Genomic DNA, 22,195 nt, shown 5'->3' on the forward strand with positions numbered 1-22,195 from the left:
GGCGCGCCCTTGAATTGGATCACCGAATTTAAAATTCCCGTTGGCCCCTGGGCCAAATCCTTCGTGGATTGGCTGACCTCGAATGGCGAATGGTTCTTCAACCAGATCGCCTTCCTGCTGTCGAGCGCCATAGACGGCCTGCTCTTCGTGCTGCAGAAGCCTCATCCGCTGATCGTCATCGCGGCCATCACTGCCATCGCCTTTTGGCTGCGCCGGTCGATCGCGGTCGCCGTCTTCACCTGTCTCGGGCTGCTGCTGATCGTCAACCAGGACTATTGGAAGGAAACGACGGAGACGCTCGCCCTCGTGCTCGCCGCCACCTTCGTCTGTATGGTGATCGGTATTCCGCTCGGCATTGCCGCCGCCCGCCGCCCTTGGGTCTATGCTGCCATGCGCCCGGTGCTCGATCTTATGCAGACCATACCGACATTCGTCTATCTGATCCCGGCGCTCATCCTGTTCGGCCTCGGCATGGTGCCGGGCCTGATCGCGACCGTCATCTTCGCAATCCCCGCCCCGATCCGGCTGACGCGCCTCGGCATCATCTCGACGCCGCCGTCCCTCGTCGAAGCCGCCGTCGCTTTCGGCGCGACGCCGTTACAGGTGCTGCGCAAGATCGAGCTTCCCTTTGCCACGCCGCAGATCATGGCGGGTCTTACCCAGACCATCATGCTGTCGCTGTCGATGGTCGTCATCGCCGCTCTTGTCGGCGCTCCCGGGCTTGGCGTGCCCGTCGTCCGTGCGCTGAACACCGTCAATATCGCCAAGGGCTTCGAGGCGGGCTTCTGCATCGTTATCCTGGCAATCATTCTCGACCGGATGTTCCGCACCGCGGGTGAAGGAGGCGCTGCATGACCGCGGTAAGCTTTAACAATGTCAGCATCGTCTTCGGCGATCGGCCGGAAACCGCGCTTGCCATGGTCGACCAGGGCAAATCGCGCGACGAGATCGGCGCCGCCACCGGTCTGGTGCTCGGTGTGGCCAACGCCTCGCTGACGATCGAGGAAGGCGAGATCCTGGTGCTGATGGGTCTTTCCGGCTCCGGCAAGTCGACGCTGCTGCGCGCCGTCAACGGGCTCGCTCCCGTGGTGCGTGGCGATGTCGCGGTCTCGGCGGCCACCGGCCCCGTCAACCCCTACAGATGCAATGCCAAGGCGCTACGCGAGCTGCGCACCCACACCGTCTCCATGGTGTTCCAGCAATTCGCCCTCCTGCCCTGGCGCACCGTCGCCGACAATGTCGGCTTCGGTCTCGAGCTCGCCGGCATGCCGGAAGCCGAACGCAAGCTCCGAGTCGGCGAGCAGCTCGAACTCGTCAACCTGACGAAATGGGCCGATCGCAAGGTCAACGAGCTTTCCGGCGGCATGCAGCAGCGTGTCGGGCTCGCCCGCGCCTTTGCCACCGGCGCCCCGATCCTGCTCATGGACGAGCCTTTCTCGGCGCTCGACCCCTTGATCCGCACCCGCCTGCAGGATGAACTCCTGGAATTCCAGCGGCGGCTGAAGAAGACCATTCTCTTCGTCAGCCACGATCTCGACGAGGCCTTCCGCATCGGCAATCGCATCGCCATCATGGAGAGCGGCCGCATCATCCAGTGCGGGACGCCGCACGATATCGTCAAGAACCCCGCCGACCAGTATGTCGCCGATTTCGTGCAGAACCTCAATCCGATCAACATGCTGACGGCGGCCGACGTCATGCAGCCAGGCCTCGGCCAGACTGCCGCCGGCATGAGCGTCAGCGCCACTGCCCGCGCTGCGACTCCGCTCATCGATATCCTCGATGCCCTTGCCCGCCAACCGGGCAGTATCGGCATCGTCGAGAACGGCGCGATCGTCGGCACCATCTCGGCTCAGGATATCGTTGCCGGCCTCACCCGCCATCGCCGGAAGGAGGAAGCTTGATGTTTTCCATCCGCTTTGCCACAAAGCGGATATGAAAGATCAGCCTTCCCCCTTACGCGAAACAGACGACGATGCCCGCAAGCTCGCCCGCGTGCTGCTGCGCTCCGCACGGCACGCGGCGATTGCCGTTCTCGATCCCGAGACCGGCTTTCCCTCCGCCAGCCGCGTGCTGATCGCCACCGATATCGACGGCACGCCGGTCATCCTGGTTTCGCAGCTGTCGGCCCATACCAGGGGGCTCGCCAGAGACCCGCGCGCCTCGCTCCTGACCGGCGAGCCCGGCAAGGGCGATCCCCTTGCCTATCCTCGTCTGACGACCCAGTGCGTGGCAGAACCCATCGAGCGCGGCAATGCATTCTACGAGCGCATCCACACGCGTTTTCTCGCTCGCCACACCAAGGCGAAGCTTTATATCGACTTTCCTGATTTCCTGTTCTTCCGACTCAGACCGGAACAGGCCAGCCTCAATGGCGGCTTCGGCCGCGCCTACCAACTCGATGGGAACGATCTCATAATCCAGTCGGCCGCGAACGAGGAGATTGCCGCCGGGGCAACAGAAGCAGTGCGAGATTTAGTAGAACGTCACCCCGATGTGGAGGAAAGCCTCGCTATCAGGCTAAAGGCGCCGGAATCGGGTTCTTGGCGCATTTGTGGTATCGATCCCTCAGGTTTCGACATGATTTCCGGCGATTTTCTGTTGCGATACGAGTTCGAAACCCTCGCTGTGGATGTCGATCACATTTGTTCAAACATATCTAAAATAGCATACTCGATACCTTAAATTTAGGTATATACAATCTTCGAGCCCAGTTGCTAGTTTTTGATGTCAGTCAAAATCCCGGCTGGCGGCCTGCGCCAACACGCTTGATGTACGTTTCGCATTAGGAAGATAACATATGGAAACCTCTGATTTGGCCGATCACACGAACGTGGCGGCAGCTTTATTGTCGGCCATGGCAAACCCGAAGAGATTGCTGATCCTGTGTAGCCTCGTGAAGGGAGAAGTGGCCGTCGGCGTGCTTGCGACGCAGGTCGGGCTTAGCCAGTCGGCTCTCTCTCAGCACCTGTCGAAACTGCGCGCCCAAAAGCTGGTCAAGACCCGCCGGGACGCACAAACCATTTATTATTCGAGCACCTCCGAGCCGGTCATGAAGATCCTGGCAACGCTCGAAGACATCTACCTCGTGCAGAACCGGAATAGATCCGCCGCTTAATGATAGCGCTGACATGAATGTCGGCCGATGCCATGCTGCAAGGGAATGTTCCCAGAGGCTTGGCAACGATATTTCAGCACGTGAACCTTATGGCACGACCGGCAAATTTGCGATTTGCCGGTCGTGCTTTTGGAATGGCAACCCGGTCGCGCCGGAGCGCCCGTCCCGCAATCGATCTTTTTAGCGCAATTCCAGACGTAAAACTGCCGCGCACTTTTGCCGGAATTGTTTTAACTGCCGACCACGTCGTTGTTGATGCGGCTCAGCACCACCAGCGACGGACGGGCAGGCATGCCGGGTTTGAAGTCCGGCCAGTTGGTGCCTGCATCCTCCATCGAAGTCGCATCCTCGTTGTCGGCCATCCGCAATTCGCCCGGATGCTGGACCGAGAGGAAGACGCTGCTGCCGTCCGGGGTGAAGGTCGGCGAACAGGCTTCCGAACCGACGGGCGCAATATAGAACAGTTTCGGCAACGCACGGCCCGGGCCTTCGGTATCCATCACATAGACGGAATCGGCAATGCCTTCTGGCGGCGGGCCGTCGGTGGTGACCCAGAGGCGCCCGACCGGATCGACCGCGAGATTGTCGGGGTCGGTGAACCAGCCAGCGGAGGTCGTGGCCGGATGGAACATCGCCTGATCCTCGGCCTTGGCAGGATCGCCACAGAGAATGAAGACATCCCATTTGAAGCTGTCGGCTGCATAATCCGGCTTTTCGGGGCCGCCAGGTGCTGCGAGTTCCAGCAGGTGGCCATGCGGGTTGGGGCCGCGCGGATTGGCGATGTTGACCATCTCCTTCTCGTCGTCGCCCTCACCCTTCGGCAGCCGGTCCTCGTTCTCCGTCATGGCGACGTAAAGCTTGCCGGTGCCGAGATGCGGGATGAAGCCTTCCGGCGCGTCCATCGGCGAGGCGCCGACGAGATCGGCCGCAGCGCGCGTCGCCAGTACGACGTCGGCCTGGCTCTTGAATCCGGCTTCCGCCGTCAGCGGCCCCTCGCCGGCAATGAGCGGGATCCAGCGCATCGTGCCGTCGCTTTCGAACTTGGCGACCGAGAGGGTGCCGTGGTCGAGCAGGTTCCTGTTGGCGGCGCGGTCGTTCGGGTTCCAGGGATCGTGGGTGACGAAGCGGTAGATATATTCGAAGTCGTCGTCGTCGCCCATGAAGACCACCACGCGGCCGTCAGGGGCGACGCAACACTGGGCGCCCTCATGCGTCATACGGCCGAGCGAGGTGCGCTTGATCGGTTTTGCGGAGGGATCGAACGGGTCGATCTCGACCACCCAGTCGAAACGCATCCATTCGTTCGGCTCTTCCTCGAACTTGAAGCGCGGCTCGACGCGGCTGATGGAATAGATGTCGTTTTCGTCCTCGTCCCAGCCCTGGCGCTCGACCAGCTCCTGGTTCGGCAATTTCTTGTAGTCGCCGGAAAAGACGTCCATCGCGCCTTCCTCGCCTGAAAGCATCGTGCCCCAGGGGGTGATGCCGCCGTTGCAGTTCGAGATCGTGCCGAAGACGACCGTGCCGGTCGGATCGGCCTTGGTCTTCAGACGGTCGTCGCCGGCAGCGGGACCGGAGATGCCGACTTCCGTGCTCATGTGGACGCGGCGATTGTATTTGCCGTCCTTGACGATCGCCCACTTGCCGTCCGTCTTCCTCACTTCGAAGATCGAGACGCCGAGGGCGGCCATGATCGCGCGGATCTGGTTATCCGTCAGCTTCTCGCGGTAGTTTTCGTCGGTCAGGCCGGGAAACATCAGGAAAGGCGTTGCATATTCATGGCTGACGACCATCAACCCATGGTCGGAGCTCTTCTCGCCCCAGGGCAGCGGCAGAAACTGCGTGAAATCGTTATTGTAGCCGAACTGTCGCTCGGCCGCCTTACCATCAAGCGTCGCGATATCGAATTCCGGGCTGTCGGCAAACAGTGCATCACCCCAACGCGCCAGGATCTGGCGCTCATAACCCTCCGGCCAGTGGTCGGCGGTATCGCGCACGCGCTTGAGTTCCGGAAACGTCAGGCTGGAGCCGGCAGCCTCGGCATGCGCGGTTCCGAGCGCCGGCGAAAGTGCCGCAGCGCCCATCGCTGCGAGAAAGCCCTTGAGCACGCTGCGGCGGCGAACGCCCTCTTCGAGAATGGCGCCGTAACTTGGCGCGAATGCATGGCGCCGCGTCGGGCGCGCCCTTGTCTTCTGGCGGTCAGACATCAGTATCTCCGATCGAAATATCGTTTGATTTCAGTGAATTGATGAAATGCAATTGCGCCCTGCGAACGATCAGTTTTTTGTAACAAGCCGAGGCAAAGGATTGATGACGGGCCGCCTACGGCTGTCGATCGTGAAAATATTGCCGGATCGATCGAGGCGGCTTCAGCCTCCACATGAAGGGCTTCAGGGACTTTTCCCGTTGACGCCTTGGGAAGCCCTGATAATTTGACCGGGCAGTAAAAATATGGGCGTGAAGCCCCGGAAAAGGGCCGTCGGCGGCCAGGAGAACAGCATGTCCAATCGCCTCAATGCACCGAACGATCTTCGCGCCTTCTGGATGCCGTTTACGGCAAATCGCCAGTTCAAGAAGGAGCCGCGTTTGTTCGTCGGCGCCAAGGACATGTACTATACGACCCATGACGGCCGTCAGGTGCTGGACGGCACGGCTGGCCTCTGGTGCGTCAATGCCGGCCACTGCCGCCCGAAGATCACTGAGGCGATCCGCGAGCAGGCCGGCGAGCTCGACTACGCACCGGCCTTCCAGCTCGGCCACCCCAAGGCCTTCGAACTGGCAAACCGCCTGGTCGACATCGCCCCCGAAGGCCTGAACCACGTTCTCTACACCAATTCCGGCTCCGAATCCGTCGAGACCGCGCTCAAGGTGGCGCTCGCCTATCACCGTGTGAAGGGCAATGGATCACGCTTCCGCCTGATCGGCCGGGAGCGCGGCTATCACGGCGTCAACTTCGGCGGCATCTCCGTCGGCGGCATCGTCACCAACCGCAAGATGTTCGGCACGCTTCTGACCGGCGTCGATCACATGCCGCACACCCACCAGCCCGGCAAGAACAACTTCACCCGCGGCGAGCCCGAGCATGGCGGCGACATCGCTACCGAACTCGAGCGCATCGTCACCCTGCATGACGCCTCCACCGTCGCCGCCGTTATCGTCGAGCCGGTGGCAGGCTCCACCGGCGTCCTGATCCCACCGAAGGGCTACCTGCAGAAGCTGCGCGAGATCTGCACCAAACACGGCATCCTTCTGATCTTCGACGAGGTCATCACCGGCTTCGGCCGCCTCGGCGCCCCGTTTGCCGCACAATATTACGACGTCAAGCCCGACATGATCACCGCCGCCAAGGGACTGACCAACGGCGTCATTCCGATGGGCGCCGTCTTCGTCACCTCCGAGATCCATGATGCTTTCATGAACGGCCCGGAGCACATGATCGAGTTCTTCCACGGCTACACCTATTCCGGCAACCCGATCGCTTCCGCCGCTGCACTCGCCACGCTCGACACCTACAAGGAAGAGGGCCTGCTGACACGCGCCGCCGAGCTTTCCGACTATTGGGCCGACGCGCTGCATTCGCTGAAGGACTGCCCCAATGTCATCGACATCAGGAACACCGGCCTGATTGGCGCCATCGAACTCGACCCGATCGCCGGCGAGCCCACCAAGCGCGCCTTCACCGCTTTCCTGAAAGCCTATGAAAGCGGCCTGCTGATCCGCACCACTGGCGATATCATCGCACTCTCCCCACCGCTAATCATCGAGAAGAACCACATCGACGAGCTTTTCGGCAAGCTGCGGACCATCCTCCAGAACAACATCTGAGAAAGTGCTGAAGGCCTCCGGCATCACGGCCTGCGCGGCGGGTAAGTCCACGCAGGCCTTTTGTTGCGAAGACCGATAGGCCTCAGATCACGGCGGCGACGGAAAGGCAGAGGGCAAATTTCTTCAGCAGCCGGCGATCGAATTGCCCTTCGTTGCCAAACATCCATTTCAGTGCTTGGCTCGCGCTCCATGGCGCCTTGTACGGCCGCACGGAGGTCATGGCGTCATAGACATCGCAAATCGCAGCAAGACGCGCATGGAAGCTGACCTGCGCCTCGGAAAGCCTGCGGGGATAGCCCTTGCCGTCGATACGCTCATGATGGTTGAGGCAGACGTCGAGAACGATCTCCGGCATGCCTTCCTGGCGTGACAGGATTGCGTGCCCCTTTTCCGGATGATCGCGGATCATCTTGATCTCGTCCTCGTCCAGGCGCCCTTCCTTGTTGAGGATCTCGAGCGGAATTTCGAGCTTGCCGACGTCGTGCAGCAATCCTGCCGTGCCGAGCGTCTGCACGGTAGCCTCATCAAGTCCGAGGTGACGGCCGAAAAGGATCATCAGCGCACTCACCGAAAGGGAATGCAGAAACGTCACTTCGTCCTTGGATTTCAGACGCGTAACGCTGAGAAAGACAGTGGGATTATCATCCATCGACTTGGAGACCGAGGAAATCACCGGCGCCACCTGATCGAAGCTGATCCCATCGCCATGCTGGAGCCGGCCGAAAACGCTTTCTAGGACCTGCACGGATTTCTGGATGGTTTCGCGTGCCGCCTTGGTGTCGATCTCGATATTGCCGCCTGCCAGACCGTCGATGTCGAGGCCTCTGCTGGTGTTGATGATAACACCTTCAATGCCGCTCTTGCGAAGCCTCAGGGCATCGACTTCACGGCGCAGCAGAAATCTTCGCTTGGACAGAAGAGGGTCCTGCCATGCACCCTCGATCGCTTCCACAAACATTCCGTTGCGCACCTGTCTGGCTTCGATACGCTTGAGCATCCAGATCTCTGTTCCTGAAATATCTCTCTGTTTATTATCGACCGTTCTTTTGCATCGCAGCAATATATGCACGAACAATGATTCTACTCTAATTGGTAGAATCAAGTGTTAATCTCGAAACCGAATTCGACTATTCGGAAAGACGAAGAGTTTCGCGAAATTCGGCAGGTTCATCGGCACCGCGCAGATGCGGATACAGCACTTCTGGAGATCCGCAGACGGCGCCCGATCGACGATTTTGGATTATTTCGCGCCGAATCGGCTCGATTTTCGTTTCATTTTGTTATCACTTGCGGAATTCCACCAAAATTCCTAGAAATCTTGCCGTTGCGCCCATTCGAGCCAAATATGGCCGGAGGGCGCATCGATCGCGCCGATATCGATCGTCCTTGGCACGGCCTGAGGGCCGTTGAACGATCCGGAAAATCCGGCGCGGCACCTCATCGCGGGTCGAATGACCCCATCCAAGGAGACAGACAATGACCCTCAAGACATTGACGGCGACCCTCGTCGCGTCGCTCGCCTTTGCGCCGCTTGCCCATGCCGATATCACCATCGGCCTGATCGCGCCGCTGACCGGCCCCGTCGCCGCCTATGGCGACCAGGTGAAGAACGGTGCGCAGACCGCCGTTGACGAGATCAACAAGAAGGGCGGAATTCTCGGCGAGAAGGTCGTCCTCGAACTGGCCGATGATGCCGGCGAACCGAAACAGGGCGTTTCCGCCGCCAACAAGGTCGTCGGCGACGGCATCCGCTTCGTCGTCGGTCCGGTGACATCGGGTGTCGCCATTCCGGTTTCGGACGTGCTTGCTGAAAATGGCGTGCTGATGGTCACCCCGACTGCGACGGCCCCCGACCTGACCAAGCGCGGTCTGACCAACGTGCTGCGCACCTGCGGCCGCGACGACCAGCAGGCCGAAGTCGCCGCCAAATATGTGCTGAAGAATTTCAAGGACAAGCGCGTCGCCATCGTCAACGACAAGGGCGCCTATGGCAAGGGCCTCGCCGACGCCTTCAAGGCGACGCTGAACGCCGGCGGCATCACCGAAGTCGTCAATGACGCGATCACGCCTGGTGACAAGGATTTCAGCGCGCTCACCACCCGCATCAAGTCCGAGAAGGTCGACGTGGTCTATTTCGGCGGCTACCACCCGGAAGGCGGCCTGCTCGCCCGCCAGCTGCATGACCTCGCCGCCAACACGACGATCATCGGCGGCGACGGACTCTCCAACACCGAATTCTGGGCAATCGGCACGGATGCGGCAGGGGGCACGATCTTCACCAACGCTTCGGACGCAACCAAGAGCCCGGATTCCAAAGCCGCAGCCGATGCGCTCGCCGCCAAGAACATCCCGGCCGAGGCCTTCACGCTGAACGCCTATGCCGCCGTCGAAGTGCTGAAAGCCGGCATCGAGAAGGCCGGCAGCGCCGAGGATGCGGAAGCCGTCGCGACCGCGTTGAAGGACGGCAAGGAGATCCCGACCGCCATCGGCAAGGTTACCTACGGCGAGACCGGCGACCTGACCTCGCAGAGCTTCTCGCTCTACAAGTGGGAAGCCGGCAAGATCGTCGCCGCCGAGTAAACCATCGCTGACCGTCACCGACCGGGCGCCCTGTGGCGCCCGGTTTCGTTTTGCGGCACTCGCTTGTCGCGGCAGATCGGCTATAAGTTTCGGAATCGGTTGTAATGTGAGCAATACCATGACCAGCAGACTCGAGCGCTTCATCGACCAGGGCGTTGGCCGTGTGCCGGCCGATATCGTGCTGAAGGGCGGCTGCTTCTTCGATCTCGTCACCGGCGAACTCGTCCAGTCGGACATTGCGATCGGCGCCGATCGCATCGTCGGCACCTCAGGCAATTATGAGGGCGAAACCGAGATCGACATCTCAGGCAGGATCGTCGTTCCCGGCTTCATCGACACGCATCTGCACATCGAATCTTCACTCGTCACACCGCATGAATTCGATCGCTGCGTTCTGCCCTATGGTGTCACTACCGCCATCTGCGATCCGCACGAAATCGCCAATGTGCTCGGAACCGCCGGCATCGAATTCTTTCTCGAATCCGCGCTGGAGACGATCATGGACATCCGCGTCCAGCTCTCCTCCTGTGTGCCGGCGACGCATCTTGAAACCTCCGGTGCCGATCTGCCGATCGAGCGCCTCCTGCCCTTCCGCCACCATCCGAAGGTGATCGGACTTGCCGAATTCATGAATTTCCCCGGCGTGATCCACAAGGATCCCGTCTGCATGGCCAAGCTCGACGCCTTCCAGGGCGGCCATATCGACGGTCATGCGCCGCTGCTCTCAGGCAACGACCTCAACGGTTACCTCTCGGCCGGCATCCGCACCGAGCACGAATGCACGACCGCCGGCGAAGCCTTGGAGAAGATCCGCAAGGGCATGCATATCCTCGTGCGCGAGGGTTCGGTCTCCAAGGATCTCGCGGCGCTGATACCCATTATCACCGAGCGGCTTTCACCCTTCCTCGCGCTTTGCACCGACGACCGCAATCCGCTCGATATCGCCGAACAGGGTCATCTCGATCACATGATCCGCACGGCGATCGCAAGCGGCGTCGAGCCCCTGGCGATCTACCGCGCCGCCTCGATTTCGGCCGCCCGCGCCTTCGGCCTCAAAGACCGTGGCCTGGTCGCGCCGGGCTGGCGCGCCGATCTGGTGGTGCTCGACAGTCTGAAAAACTGCCGCGCCGACATGGTTTTCTCGGCCGGCCGCCGCGTCACCGATGCGCTCTTTTCCTCGCGCAGACCGGTTGCCCCGATCGGCCTCGACAGCGTCAAGGCCCGGCCCATCAACGCCGCCCATTTCGGCGTCCCGGTCGCCGAGGGCGAAACGCCTGTCATCGGCGTCATACCGGGCAAGATCATCACCGAGCATCGCCGCTACCGCCTGCCCGTCAGGGGCAACGAGACGACGGTCGATCTTGCCAACGATATCATCAAGGTCGCCGTCATCGAACGCCACGGCAAGAACGGCAACCATGCCAATGGCTTCGTCCAGGGTTTTGGCCTGAAGAAGGGTGCGATCGCCTCGACCGTCGGCCATGACAGCCACAATATCTGCGTCGTCGGCGTCAGCGAGGACGACATGGCGCGCGCCGCAAACCGCCTCAGCGAGATCAAGGGCGGCTTCGTTGTCGTCGAAGACGGCAAAGTCACCGGCGAAATCGCCCTGCCCATCGCCGGATTGATGAGCCTCGAGCCCTACGAGACGGTCCGCGATACGCTCCACCAGCTGCGTAAAGCTGCCTTGGCGCTCGGCGCCACGCTGGAGGAACCCTTCCTCCAGCTCGCTTTCTTGCCACTGCCGGTTATTCCACACCTGAAGATCTCAGACCGCGGCATGGTTGACGTGGACAAGTTCGCGCTGATCGGGTGATGGAATCCTTGGCAAACTCAGCAGCAGCGCTTATTTTGCAATATCCTTGGAGCCGATCATGACGAAGCTGGAACAGATTGAAAAAATCGTTGCCGAACTCGATAGGTACGAGTTCGAAGCTTTTTCGGCGTGGTTTGAAGCCCTTCAAGCCGAACGCTGGGACAGGCAGATGGAAGCAGATGCTGCTGGTGGCAAACTCGATCATCTCGCTGAGAAGGCCTTTGCCGATTTTCGTGCCGAAAGACCAGGCGGCTTTGAAACACCACGCAACTCCCGCCTTCTGGGAGACCTATGATCGCTTGCCTGAACAGATACAGAAGCTGGCTGACGAAAACTTCGATCTGCTCAAACAAGATCCCAGACATCCCTCCTTGCATTTCAAGCGCGTCGGTCGCTTTTGGTCGGCGCGCGTCGGCAGATCCTGGAGAGCTTTAGCTGTCTGGGATGGAGATGACGTCATCTGGTTTTGGATCGACTCGCACGCGGATTACGATAAGCTTTTGAAATAGCCATCAAACCCGCGCACAAAACCCGTCCAGCGCCGCAAGCTTCACGAGCCCCGCGCCAGCCACCGCCTCGAAGCCCGGCATCTCGAGCGGTTCCCCGAGCACCATGCCATCGGGCAGGCGGAATTCCGCCGGTTTGCGCGTCAGGTTGAAAACGAAGAGCAGTTTTTCTCCGTTCTTTTCGCGGGTGAAGGCGAGCAGATCCTGGTTGGTGCCGATGAAGGTCATGTCGCCGTCGATCAGCGCCAGGTGGCTCTTCCGAAATGCGAGCGTCCTGCGATAGTGATGCAGCACAGAGCTTTCGCTCTCTTCCTGCGTATCGACGGAAAGCGCTGCCTGCTCGTAAGGCACCGGCAGCCAGCTCTTTTCCGCCGAGGTGAAGCCCGCATGCGCCTTGCCGGCTTCCCAGGGCATCGGTGTGCGACATCCATCGCGGCCCTTGAAGGCCGGCCAGAAGCGGATGCCGTAGGGGTCGCGCAGATCCTCGAAGGCGAGTTCCGCCTCGGGCAAGCCGAGTTCCTCGCCTTGATAGAGGCAGATCGAGCCACGCAGCGCCGCAAGCACCGAGATCGCCAGCTTGGCGATGACAGGCCGCTCTTCCTCCGTCCGCGCGAAACGGCTGACATGGCGCATGACGTCGTGGTTGGAAAAAGCCCAGCAGACCCAGCCGTCCGTGACTGCTTTCTGGAAGGCCTCGACGCAGCCCCGAATATGCTCGGCGGTGAAATCCGGCCCGAGCAGGTCGAATGTGTAGCACATGTGCAGCTTGTCGCCGCCACTCGTATAGGCGCCAACCGTCTTCAGCGAACGCGCCCCATCGCCGACTTCGCCGACGGTCGTGCGATCCTCGTACTGATCGAGCAACGCCCGGAAGCGCTTGAGGAAATCGACATTTTCCGGCTGCGTCTTGTCGTAGAGGTGGTTCTGCATGCCGTAGGGATTGCTGTCGGGCGCATCGAGGCCTGCGTCATCTTCATCAGGCTCGTGCGGCGGATTGCTCCTCAGCAGCTTGTCGCAGAAATAATAGTTGACCGTATCCAGGCGGAAGCCGTCGACGCCGCGGTCGAGCCAGAACTTTACCGTCTCGAGGACCGCATCCTGCACGGCCTTGCTGTGGAAGTTGAGGTCCGGCTGCGAGGTCAGGAAATTGTGCTGGTAATATTGCCGGCGCACGCCATCCCATTCCCAGCCCGGCCCGCCGAAGATCGACAACCAGTTGTTCGGCGCCGTACCGTCAGGCTTCGGATCGGCCCAGACATACCAGTCCGCCTTGGGATTGGTCCGGCTCGATCGGCTCTCGACGAACCAGGGATGCCGGTCGGAAGTGTGCGAGATCACCTGGTCGATGACAACCTTAATGCCGAGCTTGTGCGCTTCGCCCATCATTTCGTCGAAATCGGCCAGCGTCCCGAAGATCGGATCGACGTCGCAATAATCGGAAACGTCGTAGCCCATGTCGGCCATCGGCGACTTGAAGAAAGGCGAGAGCCAGATCGCGTCGACGCCGAGGCTGGCAATATGCGGCAGCCGGCGGGTGATTCCCCTGAGATCACCGAGACCATCACTGTTGGTGTCCTGAAACGAGCGCGGATAGACCTGATAGATCACCGCGCCACGCCACCAGTCCGCACTCCCGCCTGCCTGCAATGCCATCGGCTACATCTCCTGCCTCGTTTGCGCTTCGTCACACTAAAGCGGACGAAACAAAAGACAACCATGTGAAGCGGTTATGAAGGTGTTGCGAAACGCCGCGACACGTCGTCGCGATCCGACAAGGGGGAGACGTATATAGGCTTGTCCACAACCCGTTTCCACCCTCCGGATTTGGGGTTGCAACGCAAAGCCTTTGCGATAATGTGCGCGCTGACCTGCACGTAAGAGGTCAAACACCGGGAACAAATGTCTAATAAAGGCGAAAAGCCTAGAAAGGTGGACCCACCATGAACCATTTCGCGAAAAAATTTCTCGCCTCTGCAATGCTTGGCACATTGCTGGCGTTTTCGGCCCATGCGGCCACGCTCAACATTCACAATGGTGGCGACCCGCAGTCGCTCGATCCGCAGAAGCTTTCCGGCGACTGGGAGAACCGTATCGCCGGCGACATTTTCGAAGGCCTCGTCACTGAGGACGCCAAGGATAATCCGATCCCCGGCCAGGCTGAAAGCTGGACGATTTCGCCTGATGGCAAGGTCTACACCTTCAAGCTTCGCGACGGCATCAAGTGGTCCGATGGCCAGCCGGTAACGGCAGGAGACTTTGTCTTCGCCTTCCAGCGCCTCGTCGACCCGAAGAATGCCGCCGATTATGCCTATCTGCAATTCACCATCAAGAACGCCGAAAAGATCAACAAGGGCGAGATCACCGATCTCAACCAGCTCGGCGTCAAGGCGATCGACGACAAGACGCTCGAAATCACCCTCGAAAACTCCACCCCTTATTTCCTTAATGCCCTGATGCATTACACCGCCTATCCGCTGCCGAAGCATGTCGTCGAGGCGAAGGGGCAGGATTGGGTCAAGATCGGCAACATCGTCACCAACGGCCCTTACAAGCCGGTCGAATGGGTTCCGGGCTCGCATGTCACGACGGTCAAGAACGACCAGTGGTACGACACCAAGGACCTGAAGATCGATGGCGCGAAGTTCTTCGTGCTTGAAGACCAGGAAGCCGCACTGAAGCGCTACCGCGCCGGCGAGTTCGACATCCTCACCGACTTCCCGACCGACCAGTACGAGTGGATGAAGAAGAACCTGCCTGGCCAGGCGCATGTCGCTCCCTTCTCCGGCCTCTACTATTACGTCGTCAACTCGCAGAAGCCGCCCTTCAGCGACAAGCGCGTCCGCCAGGCTCTCTCCATGGCGATCAACCGTGAAGTGATCGGCCCGCAGATCCTCGGCACCGGCGAACTGCCGGCCTATTCATGGGTTCCGCCGGGCACGGCGAATTACGGCGAGCCGGCCTATGTCAGCTGGAAGGACCTGCCCTATAGCGAGAAGGTCGCCGAAGCCAAGAAGCTTCTGACCGAAGCCGGTTTCGGTCCGGACAAGCCGCTTCACGCTGTCCTCAGCTACAACACCAACGACAACCACAAGCGCATCGCCGTCGCCATCGCTTCCATGTGGAAGCCGCTCGGCGTCGATGTCGAGCTCGTCAATGCCGAAACCAAGGTGCATTACGACCAGATGCAGCGTGGCCAGGTCGAAATCGGCCGCGCGGGCTGGCTCGCCGACTACAACGACCCGGACAACTTCCTGAACCTCCTGGTGACAGGCGTCCAGATGAACTACGGCCGCTGGTCGAATCCCGAGTACGACAAGATGATCAAGGAAGGTAACGCCGAGACCGATCTCACCAAGCGTGCCGCGATCTTCAAGAAGGCCGAACAGCTGGCGCTCGATGAATCCGCCGCCCTGCCGATCTACTACTACGTCTCGAAGAATGTCGTTTCGCCGAAGATCGAAGGCTTCGTCGACAACATCCAGGACATCCACCGCACCCGCTGGCTGTCGATGAAAGAGTAAGGGAAAACGGTCCTTTCCGCGCATTGCGGAAAGGACCGGCCCACGATCATGATCAAATACGCCCTCCGTCGCCTGCTATCGACGATCCCCGTTCTGTGGATCGCCGTCACAGCCTGCTTTTTTGTTTTGCGCCTTGCCCCCGGCGGCCCTTTCGATGGCGAAAGGCCATTGCCGCCGGTGATCTTGAAAAACCTTGCTATCCACTACAATCTCGACAAGCCGCTCATCCAGCAGTACCTGATCTATGTCGGTGACCTGCTCCAAGGCGATCTCGGCCCGTCCTTCGCCAGCGAAGACTTCACCGTCGCCCAGCAGATCATGATCGGTCTGCCCTACACCTTCACCATCGGTACGGCTGCCTTCCTGATTGCCATCATTGTCGGCGTGGCGGTCGGCTGTCTTGGGGCGCTTTATCAGAACAAGGCGCCGGATTATATTCTGGGCGCGCTCATCCTGATCGGCGTCGTACTGCCGAACTTCCTGATTGCGCCCATCCTGCAGCTCGTCTTCGGCATCCATCTTGCGTGGTTTCCGGTCGGCGGCTGGGGTGACGGCTCGATCAAATACCTCATCCTGCCGATCGTCGTTCTAGCCCTGCCGCATGCCGGCCGTATCTCGCGCATCACCCGCGGCTCGATGATCGAGGTAATGAACCAGAACTTCATCCGCACCGCCAAGGCCAAAGGCATCGGCCCCCGGCTGACGGTCATGCGCCATGCGCTGAAGCCCGCGCTGATGCCTGTGGTCTCCTATCTCGGACCGGCGGCAAGCTACCTTCTCACCGGCTCGCTGGTTGTCGAAAGCATCTTCGGATTGCCCGGCATCGGCCGCTATTTCGTCAACGCAGCGCTGAACCGCGATTACGGCATGGTTCTCGGCACGGTCATTTTCTACATGGTGCTCATCGTGTTCCTGAATCTTCTCGTCGATATCGCCTATGCGTGGCTCGATCCGAAAGTGAGAAACCGATGATCCTCAACCCCGCAAAACGCGAGCTGCTTGCCCAGGAGCTTCTGGAGGCGGAGGGCCTTGCGCCCGAAAGCCGCTCGCTCACCAAGGATGCCTTGCGCCGACTCGGGCGCAACAAGGCGGCCGTCCTGTCGATCGTTGTCCTGACGGTTCTGATCCTCGCCGCCTTCCTCGGCCCCTGGTTCATTCCCTTCAACTATGAGGATCCGGATTGGGCGGCCTTCCGCATACCGCCCTCGATCGAGACCGGCCACTATTTCGGCACCGACCCGAACGGCCGCGACCTTCTCGCTCGCGTCCTTTACGGCACTCGCGTCTCGCTTGCCGTGGCGTTGACGGCGACCGTCGTCTCCGTCTTCATCGGCGTTCTCTACGGTGCGGTCTCAGGCTATGTCGGCGGCAGGCTGGATGCGATCATGATGCGCTTCGTCGACATTATGTACGCGCTTCCCTATATCCTCTTCGTCATCCTGCTGATGGTGATCTTCGGCCGCAACGTCTATCTGCTGTTTGCCGCGATCGGCGCGCTGGAATGGCTGACCATGGCCCGCATCGTCCGCGGCCAGACGCTGTCGATCAAGCATCGCGAATTCATCGAAGCGGCCCGCGCATCCGGGCAGCGGCCGTTCAAGATCATCATCAAGCACATCATCCCGAACCTCGTCGGACCCGTGGTCATCTTCGCAGCGTTGACGGTGCCTGAAATCATCGCCACCGAAAGCTTCCTTTCCTATCTCGGCTTCGGCGTGCAGGAACCGCTGACCTCGCTCGGCACGCTGATCGCCGAGGGAACCGATGCCATGGAAAGCATGCCGTGGCTGCTGGTCTTCCCGGCGAGCTTCCTCGTGGCCCTGCTGCTCAGCCTGCTCTTCATCGGCGACGGCCTGCGCGACGCGTTCGACCCGAAGGATCGATAAGAATGTCCCAAGAAACACAAAAAGACACCCTTCTCGAACTCAAAGACTACTCGATCACCTTCAAGACGCCTGATGGAGAGGTCAAGGCCGTCTCCAACATGAACCTGACGGTCAAGCGCGGCGAGCGCATCGCCATCGTCGGCGAATCCGGTTCCGGCAAGAGCCAGACCTTCCTCGGCATCATGGGCCTGCTCGCCAAAAACGGCAAAACGACGGGACAGGCGCTGCTCGAAGGCAAGGACGTGCTGGCGCTGAAACCGCGCGAACTCGACCAGATCCGCGGCAAGGACATGGCGATGGTTTTCCAGGACCCGATGACCGCCCTCAATCCGTCGCTGAAGATTTCCCGGCAGCTGACGGAACAGCTCGAGGTGCACGGCGGCCTGACGGCGCGCGCCGCATCCGCCGCAGCGCTCGACATGCTGAAACGTGTCGGCATCCCCGACCCGACACGGCGCTTTCACCTCTACCCGCATGAGCTCTCCGGCGGCATGCGCCAGCGCATCGTCATCGCCATGGCGCTGCTCACGAGGCCGAAGCTTCTGATCGCCGACGAGCCCACGACCGCACTCGACGTCACCATCCAGGCGCAGATCCTCGATCTCTTCAACGACCTGACGGCGGAGATGAACACGGCCCTGATCATGATCACCCACGACCTCGGCGTCGTTGCCGGCCTCGCCGACCGCGTCGCCGTCATGTATGCCGGCCGCATCGTCGAGGAGGCGCCTGTCGACGAGCTCTTCGACAACCCCGCCCATCCCTATACCGCGGCACTGCATGCCTCGATCCCGCGGCCGGACCAGGATGTCGACGACCTCGTCGTCATCCCCGGGCGTCCGCCGAACCTGCAGCACCTGCCGAAGGGCTGCAATTTCTCGCCGCGCTGTTCGCAGGTCCAGGACGATTGCATCGACCGCCCGCCACCGCTCGAAACCCTGGCGCCGCACCATTGTGCCGCATGCTACCACCCCTTCCCGCGTCGCGAGGAGCTGTTGAATCATGGCTGAACGATCGCTTCTGAGGGTCGAGAACCTGACGACCCAATTCGAACTGCCGGCGAAAGGCCTCTTCAAGCCGCCGATTTTTCTCACCGCCGTCAACAATGTCAGCTTCGACCTCAGCGAAGGCCGCACGCTCGGCATTGTCGGCGAATCCGGCTGCGGCAAATCCACGCTCGGCCGCTCCATCCTGCGGCTGTTGAAATCGCAGAAGGGCCGCATCCTCTGGCAGGGACGCAACCTTCTCGACCTTTCGGACGAGGAAATGCGCGCCGCCCGCCGCGACATGCAGATCATCTTTCAGGATCCGATCGCCTCGCTCGACCCGCGCATGACTGTTGGAGACATCATCGCCGAGCCGCTCACCGTCTTCGAGCCGAAGCTTACGAGAGCCGAGCGCACCGAACGTGTCCGCGAGATCATGACCGCCGTCGGCCTGGTGCCGGAAATGATCAACCGCTATCCGCACGAATTCTCCGGCGGCCAGGCGCAACGCATCGGCATCGCGCGCGCAGTCATCACCAAACCGAAGCTCATCATCTGCGACGAGCCGGTTTCGGCCCTCGACGTCTCGATCCAGGGTCAGGTCATCACGCTTCTGCGCAAGCTGCGCAAGGAATTCGGCCTGACGCTGATCTTTATCAGCCACGACCTCTCCGTCGTGCGCCTGATCTCAGACGATGTGCTGGTGCTCTATCTCGGCAGGGTGGTGGAAGCAGGCAGTTGTGCTACCGTCTTCGATCACCCCGCTCATCCCTATACGCAGGCGCTTTTCTCCGCCGCGCCGATCCCGGATCCGAAGCTGGCGCGCCTGCGCACCCGCATCCGCCTGCAGGGTGACCCGCCCTCGCCGCTCAATCCGCCGAAGGGCTGCGTCTTCTCACCGCGCTGCTGGAAGGCGACCGACATCTGTCGCACCGAAATGCCGCCGACCGAGGAGGTCCGCCCCGGCCAGAAGGCCGCCTGTTATCACATGGACAGGCCATGAGTGATACGAAGGCCGCGCAAGCGGCCTTTGCCTAGCCCGCGAAGGCGGGTTTCCATTCCCGAATATAGGCGCTTGCCACCTTCATACTCTCCGCGTATCAGCGGATGAAGACCAATGCCGGGAGGACAAGGTGAGCAGACGGTTTCTATCGATCGGTGAATGCATGGTGGAACTCTCGCAGGCAGGCGATGGTCTGCTGCGCAAGGGCTTTGCCGGCGATACCTTCAACACCGCCTGGTATGCCCGCGCCTGCCTTGCCGCCGACTGGTCGGTCGACTACTTCACCGCGCTCGGCGACGACGCCATGTCGGACGAGATGGCGGCCTTTATCGACAAGGCGGGCATCGGCACCAGCCTCATTCGCCGCATCAGGGGCAGGACGCCGGGCCTTTACATGATCAACCTGAAGGACGGCGAACGCTCCTTCAGCTACTGGCGCGACAGCTCGGCTGCCCGCAGCCTGGCCGCCGATCCGGACCGCCTGCGCGAGGCGGTGGAGAGCGCTGAAGTCGTCTATTTCTCCGGCATCACGCTTGCCATACTGCCGCATGAGGATGCCGAGACTTTGCTTGCCGAAGTCCGTCGCGCCAAGGCCGCAGGCAAGCTCGTCGTCTTCGATCCGAACATCCGCCCGCGGCTCTGGTCGAGCTACGACGTAATGCACACGACGATCAGCGAAGGTGCCCGCTCCTCCGTGCTCGTCATGCCGAGCTTCGACGACGAGGCGGCCCATTTCGGCGATGATTCCATCGAGGCGACGATCCATCGCTACCGCGCATTGGGTGCCGTCCATATCGTCGTCAAGAACGGCGCGGAGGGTGTTACGCTGAATTTTGCCGGCGAGCAGACCTTCGTTCCGGCCGAAAAGGTGGAGAAGGTGGTCGACACGACCAGCGCCGGCGACAGCTTCAACGGCGCTTTTCTCGCACGATATCTCGAAGCAGGCGATGCACCTGCCGCCGCCCGCTTCGCAGCAAAGGTCGCTGCCCGCGTCGTCAGCGAACATGGTGCATTGGTCGTAAGGGAAAAGCTTGGATTGGATGGCGGCTAAAGCGGCGCGATCTTTCAGATTCGCTTAGCGAGACATGCTTTTAGGCCGCACATGCTGACGCAGTATGAACGCCATGTGCGAGCGCTCCCCGCCTTGGCGGCATCTGCCAGAGGAAATCAGGACTTCGTCGGCCGATCGGCGTCGCGAACTGCCTCGTCATGGTACCAGCAGCTGTCGAGCGCAGCATCGCAGACGTCTGCGGCCTCGCGCTCCATCAGCCTGGCGCGTTCGAACCGGTTGGCGTTTCGTATCGCCTTAACGGGAAACTGGTAGATCGTTGCGGATTCACGATGGAAACCGGTGGGCATGAGATCGCCTCCATTCAGCTCGGCGCATCAACATTTCAGGACCATCTACATAGCACAGTGCACATAGTTTATGCAAATTGCATAAAATAACGGCAATGTTGCAATTGTAATCGGTCGGCATGCTGTCTCGGCTAAAAGCTTCCGATAATTTGTTTAACACTTCATCATTTCAGCCTAACGCCACAATTTTCATCCGGTTCCAGATGAAAAAACTGCGTTTTGATGGGCGATACCGCCTGCGAGCGTTAAAAACAGCCCGATTTTCCAAAAGGGAAAAAATCGGCCGGCACGCTGATTCGCGATCTTTCTTTCGCATAGCGCCAAAACTGGCACGCTACGTGCTTTTAAAGCGTCATCCCTGGCGGTCGGATGCGCTTGCGCGCCGAGATCACCTCCGGATTTGCTCACCTTCGTAGCATTGAGAGAGTCACGATGACAAAATATAAGCTCGAGTATATTTGGCTCGATGGGTACACTCCGGTACCGAACCTGCGTGGCAAGACGCAGATCAAGGAATTCGACGTATTCCCGACGCTGGAACAGCTTCCGCTCTGGGGCTTTGACGGCTCCTCGACGCAGCAGGCTGAAGGCCGCAGCTCCGATTGCGTGCTGAAGCCGGTCGCCATCTATCCCGACCCGGCCCGCACCAACGGCGCTCTCGTCATGTGCGAAGTCATGATGCCGGATGGCGTCACGCCGCACGCATCGAATGCCCGCGCCACCATCCTCGACGACGAAGACGCCTGGTTCGGCTTCGAGCAGGAATATTTCTTCTACCAGAACGGCCGTCCGCTCGGCTTCCCTGAGCAGGGCTACCCCGCTCCGCAAGGCCCTTATTACACCGGCGTCGGCTATTCGAACGTTGGCGACGTTGCCCGCGAAATCGTCGAAGAGCATCTCGACCTCTGCCTCGCTGCCGGCATCAATCACGAAGGCATCAATGCCGAAGTGGCCAAGGGCCAGTGGGAATTCCAGATTTTCGGCAAGGGCTCCAAGAAGGCTGCCGACCAGATCTGGATGGCACGCTACCTCCTGCAGCGCCTGACCGAAAAGTACGGTATCGACATCGAGTATCACTGCAAGCCGCTCGGCGACACCGACTGGAACGGCTCGGGCATGCATTGCAACTTCTCGACCAAGTACATGCGCGAAGTCGGCGGCAAGGCCTATTTCGAAGCGCTGATGGCGCAGTTCGACAAGAACCTGATGGACCACATCGACGTCTACGGTCCTGACAACGACAAGCGCCTGACCGGCAAGCACGAGACGGCTCCGTGGAACAAGTTCTCCTACGGCGTTGCCGACCGTGGTGCCTCGATCCGCGTGCCGCACTCCTTCGTCAAGAACGACTACAAGGGCTATCTGGAAGATCGCCGCCCGAACTCGCAGGGCTGCCCCTACCAGATCGCTTCGCAGGTTCTGAAGACGATCTCGGAAGTTCCGACCGCAAGCTCGGCTTCCGCTGCAGCTTGACCTCCCAGGCGGCGCCGGTCCACGACCGGCGCCGTGACTTTCTTCTTTCGAATGAAAAAACGCCGCCAGCCACTGACATAATCGGGGCGATCAGGCCGGCGAAAGCCCTGCAATCCCTGCAATAG

20 protein-coding genes are annotated in these 22,195 nt (G+C 60.7%); 16 read left to right on the plus strand and 4 right to left on the minus strand.

Annotated elements, in window-relative coordinates; genetic code table 11:
- Positions 1-9: 9 nt before the first annotated feature.
- The 4 genes from choW to G9X67_RS08160 all read left to right on the plus strand — a co-directional run bounded on the left by choW (position 10) and on the right by G9X67_RS08160 (position 3,118).
- The gene (gene choW, locus G9X67_RS08145) at positions 10-855 is read left to right on the plus strand and encodes a choline ABC transporter permease subunit (protein ID WP_138330351.1); all 846 of its coding nucleotides are present in this window, start codon (positions 10-12) and stop codon (positions 853-855) included.
- A complete protein-coding gene (gene choV / locus G9X67_RS08150; protein ID WP_171598467.1) occupies positions 852-1,904 on the plus strand; it encodes a choline ABC transporter ATP-binding protein in 1,053 nt (350 codons plus the stop codon). The genes choW and choV overlap by 4 nt, the downstream gene beginning before the upstream one ends.
- 31 nt (positions 1,905-1,935) lie before the next feature.
- Positions 1,936-2,685, plus strand: coding sequence for a pyridoxamine 5'-phosphate oxidase family protein (locus G9X67_RS08155; RefSeq protein ID WP_138330349.1), 750 nt, complete (start codon positions 1,936-1,938; stop codon positions 2,683-2,685).
- 115 nt (positions 2,686-2,800) lie between these two features.
- Positions 2,801-3,118 carry a metalloregulator ArsR/SmtB family transcription factor gene (locus G9X67_RS08160; RefSeq protein ID WP_003561417.1) on the plus strand — a complete coding sequence of 106 codons (318 nt, stop codon included), beginning with the start codon at positions 2,801-2,803 and terminating at the stop codon, positions 3,116-3,118.
- 230 nt (positions 3,119-3,348) lie between these two features.
- Here the strand turns inward: G9X67_RS08160 and G9X67_RS08165 are convergent, their stop codons facing one another.
- Positions 3,349-5,322 carry a PhoX family phosphatase gene (locus G9X67_RS08165; protein ID WP_171598468.1) on the minus strand — a complete coding sequence of 658 codons (1,974 nt, stop codon included), beginning with the start codon at positions 5,320-5,322 and terminating at the stop codon, positions 3,349-3,351.
- A 292-nt stretch (positions 5,323-5,614) separates the two neighbouring features.
- On the opposite strand from G9X67_RS08165, the gene G9X67_RS08170 reads away from it, so the two are divergent.
- Positions 5,615-6,940, plus strand: a complete 1,326-nt coding sequence (locus tag G9X67_RS08170; protein WP_062944409.1) for an aspartate aminotransferase family protein — start codon at positions 5,615-5,617, stop codon at positions 6,938-6,940.
- 82 nt (positions 6,941-7,022) lie between these two features.
- Here G9X67_RS08170 and G9X67_RS08175 read toward each other — a convergent pair whose 3' ends face one another.
- Positions 7,023-7,937, minus strand: coding sequence for an HD-GYP domain-containing protein (locus tag G9X67_RS08175; protein ID WP_138330347.1), 915 nt, complete (start codon positions 7,935-7,937; stop codon positions 7,023-7,025).
- A 479-nt stretch (positions 7,938-8,416) separates the two neighbouring features.
- Between G9X67_RS08175 and G9X67_RS08180 the strand changes: the two genes are divergently transcribed.
- The 4 genes from G9X67_RS08180 to G9X67_RS34910 all read left to right on the plus strand — a co-directional run bounded on the left by G9X67_RS08180 (position 8,417) and on the right by G9X67_RS34910 (position 11,845).
- On the plus strand, positions 8,417-9,520 hold the full coding sequence (locus tag G9X67_RS08180) for a branched-chain amino acid ABC transporter substrate-binding protein (RefSeq protein WP_027664068.1): 1,104 nt from the start codon (positions 8,417-8,419) through the stop codon (positions 9,518-9,520).
- Positions 9,521-9,638: 118 nt separating this feature from the next.
- Complete coding sequence (ade, locus tag G9X67_RS08185; RefSeq protein WP_138330346.1) at positions 9,639-11,336, plus strand: adenine deaminase; 1,698 nt, start codon at positions 9,639-9,641, stop codon at positions 11,334-11,336.
- Positions 11,337-11,394: 58 nt separating this feature from the next.
- Positions 11,395-11,631, plus strand: coding sequence for a hypothetical protein (locus G9X67_RS08190; RefSeq protein WP_138330345.1), 237 nt, complete (start codon positions 11,395-11,397; stop codon positions 11,629-11,631).
- Positions 11,591-11,845, plus strand: a complete 255-nt coding sequence (locus tag G9X67_RS34910; protein ID WP_138330344.1) for a hypothetical protein — start codon at positions 11,591-11,593, stop codon at positions 11,843-11,845. The genes G9X67_RS08190 and G9X67_RS34910 overlap by 41 nt, the downstream gene beginning before the upstream one ends.
- A gap of 3 nt (positions 11,846-11,848) precedes the next feature.
- On the opposite strand, the gene G9X67_RS08195 is transcribed toward G9X67_RS34910, so the two are convergent.
- Positions 11,849-13,495, minus strand: a complete 1,647-nt coding sequence (locus tag G9X67_RS08195) for an alpha-glucosidase family protein (RefSeq protein WP_138330343.1) — start codon at positions 13,493-13,495, stop codon at positions 11,849-11,851.
- A gap of 287 nt (positions 13,496-13,782) precedes the next feature.
- Between G9X67_RS08195 and G9X67_RS08200 the strand changes: the two genes are divergently transcribed.
- From G9X67_RS08200 to G9X67_RS08225, 6 genes are all read left to right on the plus strand, one after another.
- Positions 13,783-15,363: a peptide ABC transporter substrate-binding protein gene (locus G9X67_RS08200; RefSeq protein WP_011653015.1), complete on the plus strand. Its 1,581-nt coding sequence runs from the start codon at positions 13,783-13,785 to the stop codon at positions 15,361-15,363.
- 48 nt (positions 15,364-15,411) lie between these two features.
- Positions 15,412-16,335 (plus strand): ABC transporter permease subunit, encoded by a 924-nt coding sequence (locus G9X67_RS08205; RefSeq protein ID WP_138330342.1) that lies wholly within the window; start codon positions 15,412-15,414, stop codon positions 16,333-16,335.
- Positions 16,332-17,249, plus strand: coding sequence for an ABC transporter permease subunit (locus G9X67_RS08210; protein WP_138330341.1), 918 nt, complete (start codon positions 16,332-16,334; stop codon positions 17,247-17,249). The genes G9X67_RS08205 and G9X67_RS08210 overlap by 4 nt, the downstream gene beginning before the upstream one ends.
- A 2-nt stretch (positions 17,250-17,251) precedes the next feature.
- A complete protein-coding gene (locus G9X67_RS08215) occupies positions 17,252-18,259 on the plus strand; it encodes an ABC transporter ATP-binding protein (protein WP_138330340.1) in 1,008 nt (335 codons plus the stop codon).
- Entirely contained in the window at positions 18,252-19,238 is a 987-nt protein-coding gene (locus G9X67_RS08220; RefSeq protein WP_138330339.1) for an oligopeptide/dipeptide ABC transporter ATP-binding protein, read from the plus strand. Before G9X67_RS08215 ends, G9X67_RS08220 begins: the two co-directional genes overlap by 8 nt.
- Before the next feature lie 130 nt (positions 19,239-19,368).
- Complete coding sequence (locus tag G9X67_RS08225) at positions 19,369-20,289, plus strand: sugar kinase (protein ID WP_138330338.1); 921 nt, start codon at positions 19,369-19,371, stop codon at positions 20,287-20,289.
- 116 nt (positions 20,290-20,405) lie between these two features.
- Here G9X67_RS08225 and gstI read toward each other — a convergent pair whose 3' ends face one another.
- Positions 20,406-20,597 (minus strand): glutamine synthetase translation inhibitor GstI, encoded by a 192-nt coding sequence (gstI, locus tag G9X67_RS08230; RefSeq protein ID WP_027664062.1) that lies wholly within the window; start codon positions 20,595-20,597, stop codon positions 20,406-20,408.
- A gap of 432 nt (positions 20,598-21,029) precedes the next feature.
- Between gstI and G9X67_RS08235 the strand changes: the two genes are divergently transcribed.
- Entirely contained in the window at positions 21,030-22,070 is a 1,041-nt protein-coding gene (locus G9X67_RS08235; RefSeq protein ID WP_003541898.1) for a glutamine synthetase beta-grasp domain-containing protein, read from the plus strand.
- Positions 22,071-22,195 lie beyond the last annotated feature (125 nt).

It is taken from the genome of Rhizobium sp. WYCCWR 11152 (assembly GCF_013087615.1).
Taxonomy (GTDB): domain Bacteria; phylum Pseudomonadota; class Alphaproteobacteria; order Rhizobiales; family Rhizobiaceae; genus Rhizobium; species Rhizobium indicum.